General features: G+C 58.3%; 6 protein-coding genes. All 6 read right to left on the bottom strand.

Annotated features, from left to right (window positions below; all coding sequences use genetic code 11):
- Positions 1-114: 114 nt before the first annotated feature.
- From ACXJGX_RS00140 to ACXJGX_RS00115, 6 genes are read right to left on the bottom strand one after another with little or no spacing between them, the layout of a single operon-like run.
- Entirely contained in the window at positions 115-3,267 is a 3,153-nt protein-coding gene (locus ACXJGX_RS00140) for a hypothetical protein (protein ID WP_474778111.1), read from the bottom strand.
- Complete coding sequence (locus ACXJGX_RS00135) at positions 3,264-4,619, bottom strand: ATP-binding protein (RefSeq protein WP_474778110.1); 1,356 nt, start codon at positions 4,617-4,619, stop codon at positions 3,264-3,266. Before ACXJGX_RS00135 ends, ACXJGX_RS00140 begins: the two co-directional genes overlap by 4 nt.
- On the bottom strand, positions 4,612-8,313 hold the full coding sequence (locus tag ACXJGX_RS00130; RefSeq protein ID WP_474778109.1) for a contractile injection system tape measure protein: 3,702 nt from the start codon (positions 8,311-8,313) through the stop codon (positions 4,612-4,614). Before ACXJGX_RS00130 ends, ACXJGX_RS00135 begins: the two co-directional genes overlap by 8 nt.
- Entirely contained in the window at positions 8,310-10,487 is a 2,178-nt protein-coding gene (locus ACXJGX_RS00125) for a hypothetical protein (protein WP_474778108.1), read from the bottom strand. Before ACXJGX_RS00125 ends, ACXJGX_RS00130 begins: the two co-directional genes overlap by 4 nt.
- Complete coding sequence (locus ACXJGX_RS00120; protein WP_474778107.1) at positions 10,484-11,293, bottom strand: hypothetical protein; 810 nt, start codon at positions 11,291-11,293, stop codon at positions 10,484-10,486. The genes ACXJGX_RS00125 and ACXJGX_RS00120 overlap by 4 nt, the downstream gene beginning before the upstream one ends.
- Positions 11,290-15,147: a hypothetical protein gene (locus ACXJGX_RS00115; protein ID WP_474778106.1), complete on the bottom strand. Its 3,858-nt coding sequence runs from the start codon at positions 15,145-15,147 to the stop codon at positions 11,290-11,292. Before ACXJGX_RS00115 ends, ACXJGX_RS00120 begins: the two co-directional genes overlap by 4 nt.
- Between the last annotated feature and the right edge of the window lie 51 nt (positions 15,148-15,198).

The following is a 15,198-nucleotide window of genomic DNA, read 5'->3' as shown; positions in this document are numbered from 1 at the left end:
CGGTGTCCTTATAGGGGGGGTGCTGTGCTGCACGGAATTTTGTCACAAACTATGTCGTAGCGCAGCAGTTACAACCCGCTTTTTGCAGGCGTTAACTTGCACAGTTGCATAGCGCTATGGTTTTGGTCCGTTACGCGCACCTTGATATGTCTGGAAGGCGATCAGAACGCCCACGCCAACAATGCACATGAATAACAAAACTGGCGGCCAGATCGCGACGGCATCACACACGGTCAACGCCAGTATTGCCGCAAAGAACGCGGCGCCGCCCAGCCATGCCAGCCCCAACTTAAACGCCAGTTTGTCGACAAAACCGCTGTAAAATGAACGCCAGACCAGCAAAACGGTCGCCAAAAAAATCAGCGCAGCCACGGCCGCCACATAGCTACGATTTGGACATATGGCCGTGCATGCGCGATCGACATTATCTTCAAATGTCGTGAAAAATTCCGGCAATGTGGGTTTGAACCACATTTGGGCTATTTTTGCCGTTATCACTGGAGCTTCTGGGTTCAGCGGATCGGGCGCAGGCCAAAACCCCACGCCCCCAAAATTGTCATGAAAATAAACCAAATCATCCGTTAGCTGGCTAAACGATCCGGGAACAGGGGCATCTGTTGCTGCGCCAGACGCGGCGCTTTGCAGGACATGTGCATTTCCGCTTGGTGGAATCACCGGAATGATGCGGCGCAACACCTGCGCGCGATCAATCCCGCGAAATGCCCCGTTTTCCATCCGTGCGCGCAAAGTTTTTTTGCTGTTGGACGTCGGCCTTTCCAGAAAGATCAGGATGTAATCCACAAAAGGGCTATCGCCCGTGAGCAACGACCGGATGTCGGAAAATATCGGCTGGGTCGTGGGCGTTTGTGACAACGCGAGGTCGAACGCCAGGTTGATCGTCTGACCGCGGTCCGCCAAATCTGCATGCAGTAGTGTCACCAAAGAGATCAAACGTTCGATGTGCGGGACGCTGGCGGCAGTGCCATCATAATCGTCAATAATCAGTGTTACGCCATCGACTTGCGGGCGATCCAACAGATACGGAAAGGCGGCACGCCACGCTGTCGCATCGCTGCTGTCAGTATGGGGGTAGCGGTCGGTGAGGGTCACGATTTTCTGTACCGCAGTTGCGATTTGCACATCAGACCAATCGGCCCAACCCGTCAGCTTGATCGCCAGATCAGCCTGCGCGCGGTGCCGGTGCGCCGCATTTACGAAATCGCGCTGGCCATGGACCCATTGAATTTCGTTCTGCAATTCAAGAGTTTGACCATCCGCCAGAACAAATTCGAGCCCATAGAAAGCCGCGCGGCTGACAAGGTTGAAATCGACCATCCGCCCCGGCACCGGCTCTGCATCAGACTGTTCTGGCGCAAACCAGAAGGGGTAAAAGCTATAGATTTCTGCATAGTCGGTGCGGCGATCGACGCAGCCACAATCCGGCTGCGCGATCTTTGTGTCATAGCGCGTCGTCAGGTCCGGCGCAGTACGGCTGACATTTGTGCGGATATCAGCAAGCGTTGTTGCCGATGGGGCAGGGTTCAGTTGCGCCAGTGCCGCATCGAACAACCTTGAGTTGGGGTATTCCACACCGAGCAGCTGTTTCAGCTCGCCCGCCGCGGCAGGATCAGTTGTGACCTCGTGTATCGCGCGTGCTGCCGGGGCCGCAGCAATCGCCTGTGACAGCGTGTCGGTCAGGCTCCATGTTGTTTCAACGGCGCCCAACAGCTGAAGCATATCGCGGTTCACGCTGGTCGCAATCCTGTCCTCGGCAATGGGTGCCAAAATTTTGCGCGCGTCGGATTTGAGAACCTCGGCATTTGGTGCGGGGGCATAATTGGCAGCGAGAAGTGCGTCGCGAAATGGCACATCAGTCACCGTTGCGGCGACTGCACTATCGGTCGCGTCGGTCACGCCAATGGTTGGGTTGATCGAAATCGGTTCGAATGCGGGGACGCCCTCGGGCAATGTGTCAAACGTGTCTGATAATGGTTCGGCCGCGTTCGCGAGGACATCTGCTGCGGCTTCCACGTCTGCTTTGACGCGCGCAGTTGTTGCAGACTGCAAATTGGCGCGTAACCCCGTCAGCAGTACGGCACGGCTTTGTGCGGTCAGTCCGACGTAGGGCGCGACGACGGGCGCGCTGGGGGCAAATTCCGGGATCAACGCAAGGTTCGCCGTCTTGTCCGCGTTCAGCTGAAACGCTTGGCCAAAGTGATCGGGGCTTTGTACCGCAAGCATCACCTGGTCGCGGGTACATGCGCTGACTTGGCCCGCAAGGGCCGCATCAATCGCTGCGGTCAAATCGCGGGCACTGTCAAAGGATTGCGCGGCCAATCCCGCCAATAGCCCGGCGACATCAACGGGCGCGACCAGCCCATCCAGCGCGGATTGGTCGAAACTGACGTAATCCGTAATGCGCGTTCCTGTGGACTGGTGGCAACTGGCCGGTGGTGTGATGTAGAGCGCGCTAAAATCCTGCGGGGTGGCCGCGCGGTTCTCAGCACGGTACTGCGCAACCAAAGCGATCAGCGCGTCGTCGCTGCCGACCAGCCGCGGTCCGCGTGTTGCGATATCTTCGGCCAGCCAAAGCGCAAAGTCCGGCGCAAGGATCTGGTTTACGGCGCCCGGCAGCGACGCCTCAAGACGGCCAAGACTGGTCAAAGCATCTGTTGCGGTTTGCGCGCCACCCGATTGGTCAAGCGCGGTGCAGACTGATCGGGCAGAAGGCCACGTAATTGGGTCCAGCGCCGACAGCGTCATCAGCCCGGCGCGCGCAGGCGCAGCAAGCGCCGCATCGCCAAGCGTCCCGCAATCACTGGCCGCTGTTTCATCCAGCATCCACTGCGCCACACCAGCGGGCGATCCAGCAAGGGCCATAACATTCAGATTGTAGGGTTCTGAATCTTGCGGAAGTATCGCGGCTGCAAAGGCATCATCGCTTGCTATGCCGTGCCAATTCGGCACCAATGTCGCCAGTGCGCCGTAATCGCGCGCAAGCCCGAACGTTGACTGCACCGGATCGGTCGCGTTGGGCAGCGGGACCGTCTGACACAGACGTACCAAACCGACCCGCGTGTAGACGCCCAATTTGCTGTCAGACAACAGGATGTTGTTGTCATCCAACGCAGTGCGCAGACCCAGCTGAATTTGATCCACGATTGCCACATCAGGCGTCGTAATCGCAGCCGTGCGCAGAACGCTGCAATCGGCCTGCGCGACATACGGCATTGCGATCAGGCTTAGGGTTGCGATGGTCTTTTTCATCCGGTTCGTCCTTCTTTGCGCATCTCGCCGGCAATGGCTTGCTGCAAATCGCGGGTGCTGACGTGGGTGGCATTCCGGCGCAGCGCCGAAATCGCCGCGTGTCGCGCCACATTGGTAATAGGTCCGCCTGCCAAAGGCGTTTCGCGGGCCAACGCCGCAATATCCACGTCGGGATCAAGCGGCATACGTCCAAGAATACTGCGCCACAGTGCTGCACGCAGGTCAGCATCAGGTTTGGGAAAACCAACAGCCATCTGGAACCGCCTGAAAAATGCTTCGTCGATGTTGCTACGCAGGTTGGTGGCCAAAATCACAAGGCCAGAACATTCTTCGATCCGCTGCAACAAATACGCGACCTCTTGGTTGGCATGGCGGTCATTCGCGGAACTTGTCGCACCGCGTGATCCAAACAGCGCGTCGGCCTCGTCGAAAAAGAGAATCCAGTCATTTTCTTCCGCCATATCAAAAACATGAGCCAGATTTTTTTCGGTCTCACCAATGTATTTCGACACGACCATTGATAGATCGATGCGGTAAACCTCAAGCCCGGTACGTTGCCCCAACATCGTCGCGGTCAGCGTCTTTCCGGTTCCGGGCGGGCCGTAGAACAACGCCTTGAAACCCGCACCAAGGCGCGCCGCCATGCCCCAGTCGTTCAGGATTGTATCGCGATTGGCTAACCACGCGGCAATGTGATCGAGGTGATGTTTTACGTCGCGCGGCAAAATAAGGTCATCCCACTTAAGGCCTGTGCGCAGCCGCTTTGCCGGAAAATTGGGAGAGAAATCAGGCGCGGGCGGCTGACCTGCACATAATGCAGCCACGCGCTGCGGTGGCAAAAGCAATGGGCCCGCATAAAGCGCGCCGTTTGATGGCGCGGTGCCCGGTATGTCGCCGACCACCAGTCCTGCCTTGGTGCGCAGCGGGTGATCCGCTGCAAAGAGGGCCATGGCCGCAATTCGGCGCGCCGTGTTGGCACCACCTAACAAGAAAAGCGCGGTAATCGCCGTAGGGATAAAGCTGCTTGCGTCCACACGTAGTCCGCCAAATTCTGAAAATGGCCGATCGATTGCGGTGTTTCGCACGAAAAAAGCATCAAGAATTGCTGGATTGACCTGTGCTGCCAATGCCAAGGCTAAAACCAGACGCGCTGACGTATCCAACGGTGCCGACGTCACCAAATCAGACAGTGCTGATCCGACAGGTAAAACGGGGGCCGCAGGCGGTGCAAACCCGTCACTTTCGCCGCCAAAGAAATGGGCAAGACGCGCTGTAATGACGTTACCGAGCCAAGTTAGCTCGATTGTGACGGCAGCCGCATGACTGTTGGCGGTGTGGCTTTGGTCAGTCATTGCTGCCTCTCCAATCGATCATCAAAGGGGCGGGCATCCACGGCAACGCAACCATCGTCAGCGCCCATGGCAGCCCGTCCAGCAACATATCAAACGGACCTTTATTGACGGTCAGGTGTGCATTTTGCGGGTCGCTTAGATCCAATATCCCGCCCCGCAATACAAAGGCCGCGCGAAGCCCGTCAGCCGATGTGGACCCAAGCCTGCCCCATTGGGCGATGACCGATTGCACCAACCCATCGATCAACGCGGCCTGCGCATCAGGCAAGGGCGCCGGCGCAACAGAAGGCGCATCTTGCGCCAACCCCATCAGGCATTTGTGTAACGGGTCAGTGGGCTGCACAGGGGCTGCGTCGCCCAGCGCCAGTCGATGTAACGCGGCCGCGGCAAGCGGCAGGTCGTTTTCTAAAATGCCGTTCTTGTCGCGCGCAATCTCAAGCCGCTCGAACAGCATTTTGATGTAAGGATGAAAAAGCACCAGGCCGGCATGAACGGTTTGCAGACGGTTTGCGTTGGCGACCGTCGATGGTTTTACCTGTAGCGCGGCGGGGGTGCCATCTGCGGGTTGCATCATCCGGGCCAACAATTGCTGCGCATCCTGACGCATCTGCGCAGAGGCAACGGCGGGATACCCCAACCGCGCGATCGCGCCGCGAACGGCAATGCCCCGCTTGCGTGCGTCAGGAATTAGGGCTGTCGCAAAATCATGGACCGCTTGCGGCAAGTCATGTGTCGGTTTGTTTGTATGAACCGCTGCCATCAGGGCTGCCCAAAATACGGCACTGTCGCCTGATGCCCCCCCAACGGCAGGCGCAAGCGCCGAGAATATCAACCTAATCTGTGCAAAAGACGCATCACTTTCATCGCCGAAGGCTTGATCGAATAGCGCGCGCAAACGTTCGGCTGGCGTCGCAATGATCGCGGGCGATCCGTCACGACCGTCACTTTCCGGTGCAACCAGATTGAAGCGCGGCGTTAACTTTGCTTCACCGGACAGTGCGTCATGCGCGCTGGGTGCTGGCGATGAATCCGACACGCCCGGTGCCGCATGATGCGCAATCGGGCGGTGCTGGCTGTGCGATGTGACCTTACCCTTCGTCACTTGTGATGCATCGGCATCTGACTGCAGTTGGGCGGTTGTTTCTGACGACAGTCGACCAGATCGCGAAACCTTGCTGGCAATGGCATTTTGGGATGCAACGCCGCTTTGGTCGGTCGCGGCGGTGGTTGTTTCCTGCGATAGGTTTGGCGGAAATGTATCGGCAAAGGCTGGTAAACTGGCCGTCACTGTCGCGGATGCCGCCGGCGTCTTGCGGGGCAGGTCATCTGTCGTCGTGTCGTTCGCATGATCCGGGCCTTGCACGGGCATCTGCGGCGTCGCGGCAAAATCTGCGGCGCGGTGCGGCGGATCAGGCATGTCATTGCTTAGCGAGACGCGAGATCCCGGATCGCGATTGCGCGATGTGACCGCAGAACTTTCCAGATCTGCCGCCGATCGCGCGAAAAATCCGTCATGATCGGGGGCATCTGACCGATGGTCCGCTGGTTTGAAAGCTTTTGGCGGCTGAGACGTGCCATGTGGGCCTTCGTTTATGTCTTGATCCGGCCCTTTTGCGAAATCGGTGACCGCCGACGTCGGGTCCTGCGTTACTGGCGCAATACTGTTTTCGCGATCATCGTTGCCAATCGATCCAGAGTTCAACTGCGGCGTATTCAGTTCATCTGTTTCCGCCTGCGCGTCAGCGCGGTCACCGTCAATAACGGGGGTATCACTGACATCGTGCGGGTTCGGCGACAGAAATATGTCGTTGGTCATCACGGGGCGCGCCGCAAAGGTGCGCGAACGACCATCATCGTTTTGCGCGTCGGTAAAGTCTTTGATTGCCGGTTTGACACTGCCATCAGTTGTATTGTTGTCCGCCGTCGGCGCCGCAATTCGCTGATCGTGAGGTGATGTCAGTGGCGTCGTTTCAACATAACCATCAGTCTGTGTTTGTGATCTGGGCACGGCCTGTGGATATTGTTCGTTCCCTTGCAACGTCTTTGGCAACACCGTTCCAGGTGTATCCGCAACGGATCCTACGCGGTGTTTGGGTTCCGATTTGACACTTTGGCGAACGATTTTATCCCTGACCTCTTGGTCGGAAGGCGACATGGTTGCTGACTGTCGGGATGGTCGAACGGGCGGTGGTGCAGTGCGTGCATTTTCGATGGTGGGCGCATCGGGACTGATGTCAGATGATGGGGTCTTGGGCTGCGCTGAAAAGGCCGCAGGCGTGTGGGTGGCAGCAACTGGCGTGTCTTCATGTGACCCCGGATATACCGTCGCTTGCGGTACCGGTTCGCGCGATTTGAAATCCGCGGCAGGTTCATCAATTCTGGCTTTGGCACCTTGCAACACGGTCGCCCCATCGGTTTTCGTGGGGCCATGCAAATCCGGCCCGAAGACGTCTGGATCGCGACTTTTACCGATTGTGCGCGGGACAGAGTCCCCATTTTGCAATCCAGCAGGTGTTTCGACCGACGATTTCAGACTGCGCGACCTGCGGAAAACAGGGGGCGGCGCAGCGGCGGGTGTCTGATTTAAGGTCAAAGTCGCATGTGCTGCGGTGTAGGGATCATCGCCCATTTGCATAAATCGTTCCGCTAGGGCGGCTTGTGACTGGTGCCGCGGCAGCGTGGTCGCCGCGCGGGCGGCGGCAATATCAATCGGTTGACCCGTGTATAGCGCGGTAAGCACGGCGCGTTGCGCGGGACTATGTTGCGCCAGTTGCGCGATGGCATCGGCGAGCGGACCGGTTTTGTGGGGTAGCAAGGTTGAAATATATGCACTCAGGTGGTCGTCAGGGACGAATAGACTGAATATAGGTGCAACATCCGGATGATCGTGACAGATTGCGCGCGCCATTTTTGCGTCAGGCAGTGCAGGTTCGTATTTTTGCGGGGCAGCGACGTTCGGGGCAGGGTCTGTTTTCGGCACGGGGGTGGTGGCGTCATGCGTCAGACATTCCAACAGGCGTTCGCTGTAAGGCCCCGCGCCGATATCTCGTGAAAAACCAATATTGCCAATCTGCTGGATCGCAATCTTAATGTCGTTATCCGCCCAGCCACGCAACGCGGCACGCAAGATTTTGTTGTCGTGGGTGTCTGTCCCTGTCAACATTCTGCGCACGTCACCCGCTGTTTTTATGTCCACCAACGCGGCCGGTGACAACTGCCACTGTCCAGCTTGATACTGCGTGATGCGGTCCGCCAATTCCGCTTTGCGACCGGAAACAGAAAGTCCTCTTGCGCGTGCCAGCGCCTTAAGGGTGACAACCGTGAGGTGCGAAAATTGGGGGCTGTCATGCCGCCCGATTACGGGTGTCTCTGGCGTCACCTGCGGCAAATAGGGCGAAATCGCAGACTGCAGCTGCGCGTAAAGTACGGCGCGCACGGCGTCCCAATCAATCGGCGCATCAAAATGGCCCAGCTCAAGCGCGATATCACCGATCGTCACAGCGATCATGTCAACGCCAGCATCATCTAGTGCCTGGTCCACTGTCGCCAAAAGCTCTTGCCGTATCGCAAGCGCAAGGCGGTCGGGCGTGCCTATCTGTGGCAGATCATGCGCGACATCCACTGCGAATTCAATCTGCCCAATGTGATGCGGAAAACCGCGCGAGGCGGGGTGCGCGCTGCTGGCCATGCTCATGCCGGATCTCCGGCCTTTAGGGCGTCGCGCAATGCCTGGCGCAGTGCCGCGCGGCTTCCTTTGGTGCCATTATGCCAATCGGCCAAAATCGGACGAAAGAGGCGCGATTGCAGGGGGGATAACCAAAGCAGCTGGACATAAATATGCGCAGGGGCAAGTCGCGCAACCAGATCTGTCACATACAGTCTGAATGCGGGCTGGCTGGTCCGCGCAGTCCATCCCGGGATCAGCATGACCGCGCGATTAGGCCCGAAGTCAGCAACGTTTTGGCGCAGGCAAATATCCTCGATAAGCCAGATTTGTTCGGCCTCTTGATGCAATGCGCAAAATGTTTTGCGTAACCGATTGGCCCAATTTTCAACATTCTGGCGATCGTGGCTTGTCCCGCAAGGATACAGCCCGCCCCCGGACACCGGTTGAAACATGACTTCCCAGTCGCTTTGCCGATTGCGCGCCACAATGTATGCGTCTGCCTGCGTCGCGCGCTGGAACAACGCAGGTGTGGTGTGACCTTCGACAATCCATGGGCACGACATCAACAACTTTGGGAGCGTCAGGGTTTCAACGCTGTCGTCGCGTGTCACAAAGGCATCCAGTGGCCGCACTGGCAAGATCAGATCGCCGGGCTCGATCGGCGGCGCAGGTGCCTGCACCACCTGATCCAGACTGATGGTTTCGACACCCTGATGGTTGGCCACAGCCAAATCCGCAAACAGCGCCAGACGCGCGGCAAAGCCGAATTTGGGGTGGGCTGTGCCGGAAAATCGGTTGAAATTGGGCAGGGCCGCAAGATAGGTTTCGCGCCATTTGATCTGCCACGCGAGCCGGTCCGCCATGCTTCGGTAGCTATGCAGGCTTTGTGGATCGCAGACGGGCATCTCTTCACCTTGCAGTGAAATCAGGTAGTCCAACATCTGAATCCGTTCACGCACGGCAGTTGGATCAGTGACATCAATCGGTTGCCGCTGCACATAACTTTGGTCGATTTGCGCCAGCGGGGCCAGCATCGCGCCCAGATGCTGATCCATCATTTTGCGATACTGTATCATGCCGCCCGGCTTATTACGATCCGCCAAGGCCGCAATCCGGTAGGGCGTGGGCAATGTCGCGTCCAAAGGCAGATGACCGATGTCACGTGAGCGACCGGGATATAGCACGTCCCAATCGGCTGTATCTTTGCGGTTGCTGCGTCGGGCAATCCGCGCGGCCGCAATGCGCCCCAGTTCTTCGCGGATGGTGTCGGGATTCAACGGTACCGGTGCGCCGTCGCGTGTGACTGTGATTGTCATCGGCGTGCCAACTTGCGGCAGGATCGGGTCGTGATAGCTGCGCGGATCGTGCTGATGGGTAGTGAATGGCATACTGGTTGTCGGATCCCAGATGTCGAACGCGTTCACCTTTTCAACGCCCTGAATCTGCCGAAACGTTGCAAGCGCCGCATCAAACCGATTGGCGTCATTTGCGTTTGCCGTCAGTTGCGGCCACATGACGGCCGCATCGTCAAAGACGTCGGTCCGTGTTGCCCCCGTCAATCCGGCAGTGTTGATTGTATCGGCTGGCAGACCCTTAAGCAAAAGCCGGACTTGGTGGATGACCTCTGCAACCACGCGTTCGGCCTGAACATAAGGATCAATCGTAATATCACCTGCCAGAACGACAGGCACGGGTGACGCGATATCAATGCGGTTGATCGCGGTCGCCAAAAGACGGTTTTCGTCGAAATGTGCACGCACGGCAGCGATCAAGTTGTTTTGCCAGTCATCGGACCGGCGCATCAGCTGTTCACGGGGACTAATCCCGTCGTGCGGCACAATGATCAAATCAACCAATCCGGCTGCGGGGCCGGGACTGACAAATACACGTTCAAGGTGGGGCAGGTCCGAAAGGCAACTGGCCAGATCCGCGCCCGTCACAGGGCGCCCCGGCAAAACGTCCTCTGCGGCGAACAGCGCCAAATGATCGGGTAAAAAACCGTCGTGGCGCGTGGTCAACAGGTCACGGACCGCATGGTCGGCCTGATAGGCGACTTCAGTTAAGGCAAAGACGGTTTGCTCTAACAGCGTCACACCCGGATCGTGCAGGTTGTAATCGGTCCAGATGTTTCCTGATGCATCTTGGGCCGCAGCAATGGCGCGCGCGCGCAAAACATCAAAACTGATTTTCGACGGCGTCATTGCAGGTCAGCCTCGCGCGTGGGGCCACCGCGTGATCCTGCCATTGTCGGGTCGAACCACAGGCGCGTCATATAATACCGGATCACCTTGTCTTTGCCAAAGTTCGCATTTGTACGCATTTGTAATTTGTAATGGTGCCGGCTTTTGGTGGCGACCCAGCGCAGGCGGATCCGGTCCGCATAGCTGCCGTAGACTGCGGTCTGCGCCTTAATTTTGCGGCGACCAAACATCGCGTTAAGAATCCAGTTGCGCGGATGGAATGCGTTCATGGCGATGGCATGAACCATGGAATAGCGACCTTGGTTCAGGTCAGCCCCGGTGCCTGCCATGATTTCAAACGCCTGACAGCCTGTCATTTCCTCGGTAATGTCATGCCATGAACCGTTGGCCGGCACAAAAGGGATGCTGTCCGTTGCAAAACCGATCCGGCCACGGACCCGCTGCACACCGTTGACGTCCAGTTGCCATTCGGGTGCATCGTTGCGGATACCAAGCCGCCCTTGGGGTGAAAAACTGACACCGGCAGGCGCGTCTTTATCGACACCACGCCGGAAATGGAGGCTGCTGCTGTCTTGGCCGTGATCGATCACCCATGCGGGGTATTGCGCGCTCAGGTTTTCGTACAGGCTCAGCACCCGCTGCGATCCGCCTACCGACGTAAGGCGCAAACCGTCCGCCGCAGTTTTGGAATACCCGTCGTCAATCTGGTTCACACCGCTGTCGATCAGGTCGCGATAATGCTCGGCGGTGGGCAGTGCGCCATCGCGAAAGAATGCCTTGAGCGTGGTGCGATCTTTTTTGGTCATGAGTGACCCTCCTGACCTACAATAAGCATATCACCAATCCGAAGCCTCCCAATGCCGCTTTGGCTGGGCAGGACCGGTTGGCTGCGTTCGGATGCGGAAATCGAATGATCTGCCGCAGATAAGGGTAATGCCCAAGGCCGTGACGGTCTGATCACCGCGCCAAGTGGGCCGCGCCCGTCTGCTTGGGCGGTATCCGTCAGCGCATAGTGGCCGGTATCATTCGCAACAAAATGCAGGACCGAAAAATCGGTCACATCCACAACGTCAGGATGGGCTGCGATCTGGGCCTTGAGCATGGGGACATTCAACGACCAGCCGAAACGCGCCAAATCGTCGGGCGCGGTCCAAACTGACAGGTTTTGCTGTAGGTACTGCTGCAGCTTGCTGGACATGGCGCCGTCGTCCTTGAACGGCACGAACCGGACAGCCGCGCGCACATGCAGGCGGTCGAATGCCGGATTGACCACTTCGTACTGCGCCGCGTCTGCCCCGTGACGCTGCAAATATGCCCGTACTTTTTCAAGCGTTCCGACGTCAAAATACCGTTCTTGCGCACGCGGGTTCTGTGCCGCGCTGAAATCTGGTGGATGGCGGACGATCACGACCGTGACCGCACCGGGGCGTGGGCTTGGCGTGACCCGCGACATATGCGGCAGACACTTGCACCGCCATACGTCGGGAAAGGCGTCCAGCACCAACCGTTCGACGTCGAAAGGTGTGACCGCGCGCTGTCGATGCCGCAGGCGTTCGCTGACACGGGCCAAATAATCAACGCGGGTTTCAGACGGGCGCGCAGGTGCGCGGCGTGCGGCCTCTATCGGGGTGGCCATACCGGGTTGCGGTACGTCGAAACGCCAAAGACGGTCACCAACCCCCGCTGGACTATCTGTCATCGTGCTGACAGCCCAAACACCGTTTGTGCGGACGCGCGATAACTTCGGGTGCGTTTCAAAGCCGCGCCAAGGTGCCGAAATCGCGAGCCAAACACCGCCGCCGGGCATTTCGCCTACGGGTGTTTGCGCGTCATCGGGCAGATCAAGCGTGACAACCCCCGACCGCAACAGCCCGTCTGTTGTATCGGATGCAATTGCGGTTGGTGGTAAAGCGGTCCAGCCGTCGGCGGTCAGATAAAACCAGTTCAGTGCCACAGGCGGCGGCACCAGCCGCAAATGTCCACTGTCTGCGATATCAAACAAAATTCCCAATTGCCGCAGTGCGCCCGCACCACCCAATTGAATATAAAGTGTGCCTAGTCCCAGCCGTGGCGGAAACAGTCCCAGATTGCGCCGGATGCGACCAGGAAAAGCTTCGCGCATGCCAAAGGGTGAAATTTGCGTAATTTTATCGCCGGGCAGGGCCGTATCGGGCGCAGCCAGCGTCAGCACGCGGGACGCGGTATAGCCAATTGACAGGGTTTCAACCTTCGGGACATAGGGCGGGTTTGGCGCCTGCCGCGGCCGCATCGGCACACGGCGCGGTCGCATCGCGTCCACCAAGGCAAGCGGGTACTGCGATTGCCCGAAATCACTGCCACCGCGTGTGGTCAGGCGGATTGCGCCGCCCCGCAGTTGGGCCCGGCTTTTGGGTGGTTTATCGCCCATCGTCCCGGTTGCAGCCGTACCGCCTGAAACGTCCGCGGTCATTGCCCAATGCGGGTTCAAGGTCCCGTCATAGGTGCTGGTGTCGATCAACGGACGCGGCTTTTCGATAACCGGCTTCCATCCGTCGCCGGACAGGTAATCGACCGTAACGCTGGGGTCGGGGATTTGTGTGCCATGGGGGTAGGCCGCGTAATGCGTCGCAAACCCGCCGGGTTTGTCTGGCACATCCGCCCAGCGCAGGTTTAGCCTGACCGCCGACACGGGTTTACGTGCCATTTCCGAGCTTGCAAGTGTCAGCGACGCACCATCGGAAGGGCGGGCGCCGAATGGAAAAAATGACTGGCCGGTCGCAACCGGGCCATCATCACTGAACCCGGCCAGATTTGTCAGCCCGTCAACGTGCACACCGATCGCGACCTGTTCCAGGGTGTAGCGTTCAAAGAAACTGATCGGGCAAAAACGCGCTTGGGGGTCCCAGCGCAAGCTAAGCTTTGGCGCATTGCGCATATCACCAACGATTGGGGCCATGTCGCGTGTATAGGTCATCCGCACCAAAAGGCCGGCAGCCCCGTTCGCAAGCGGCAAAATTTGGGTGACTTTCGCCGGCAATGGCCCATCAATGGTTGACAGGGTGACCGTAAATGCATCCCCCAAAAGTTTTTCGAACATATCAGCAGGTGAATAGACGAATTGCCCGTTTTCTTGCGCAAACGCCTCGACGATCTGGTTGATATCACCTGTTGCCGCGGCTGACGGCGCTTGCCCGGTCAGGGCCGCCTCGCAGGCGATGATTTTCGTCTTTAGCGTCTCCCAGTAAGATCCCGTGGGCCAAGGGTGGTTTTCCACCAAGGCAAGTGTCACGATGCGCCCCAACACAAGGCGCAGCGGTGACACGGTCAGGGTCTTCTGGGCGATCACCTCGTAAATGAGGTCCATGGATGCGCTGCAACCCCGCGCGATTGCCACGCGCTGTACTTCGGCGACAAGCGTTTCAACCCCGGCGTTCAGATTGTTGAATCCCAAGGCGCGGATCAACGTCGGATCCGACCGCAATTCAAGCGCAATATCGGGGTCGGGGCCGTGGGATGGATCGGGGGCAATGGGTATTGATGCGGCTGGCAGGTCAGTGGCCCGTTGCAAATGCAAAGCGACGTCAATTTGGCGGTGACCCTCGGCGAGGCCGAACATATCCGACGCGATATCCAGCCCCATATCCAAATCTTGCTCTGTCCGGCCCATAAAGACGCCACGGTCCAACGGTTGGCGTGCAGCCGGCTCAATCGCACCGCGTACACCTGTGATACAGCCAAGCGTCGAAAATAAAGAAACCTGAGGATCGGTGTCATAAGTCAGCGCAGCAGTGGCAATGACCGTTGCAGGGGTGACGGGCACATCCGCTTCTGTTTGGAAACGCAATTTGCCGCCATCAGCCAATTGCGCGGTCAACGCGGTCCCTTTGGGAAGCAGCTTTGGTGTGGCGCCCGACGGCAAGTGAAGCAGCGCACGTTCAGGTGCGGCGCTGCGTCGTTTTTGACCCATGAGGTCTTCGTAATAAAAATCGGTATGGCGCTGCGTAAACTGATTGAGGTGCGCATCAACCGCCTGCGCGGCGGTCAATTCAGCAATTATCAGACCAATCGCGGGGTCCATCGCCCCAGATTTTAATCTGTCCTCAAACGCTAGATTTGCTCCGGGTTTTAGCGATGCAATTGCGTGAACCATCTGGCGGTGTGCCGCGCTTAGGCCGGATCTCTGCGCGCGCGCTTGCACGAGCACATCACCGGTTGCTGCGGGCATGAACCCTTTTTGCTGCATCATCCCCAACAAGCGCGGCGCGGATGTGCGGGCCAGATTACGCGCGCGGTCGCTAAGATCCATTTGCTGATCCAGTCCGGCAAGCACGTCGGCAAAGGATTTGGGCCATTGCTGGCGCAACCGGGCCAACCAGTCATCAACAACAATCGCAAGGCGACGCACCTCTTGTGCGGCGGCGGCAACACCTGTCTCTTGCGCGAGGTCAAATCGCTGCATTTCATCGGCGATGTGAAACGCCAAAATTTGTGCGACGACCAATGCGGGTTCCGCCCGCAACATGACGTCCCACGGTGCGGTGGCTGATGCGGCCAATCGGACAAAGTTTTGCGCCAAATTCTGTCGTCGCAGATGCGGCGCGCTGCCTGCCAATGGCGTTGGCAAACGGGCCCCGTCAATGGAACCGGGCGTGACGCGAATATGAGACCAAAGATTTGACACGAGAGCTTTCTGCTGCACTATATGTTATATATATTAAAGAGTTATCGGATA

The sequence above is a fragment of the Yoonia sp. SWMV100 genome (assembly GCF_056108365.1).
The sequence above is the reverse complement of the archived record's forward strand: the minus strand, read 5'-3'. Positions and strand labels throughout refer to the sequence as shown.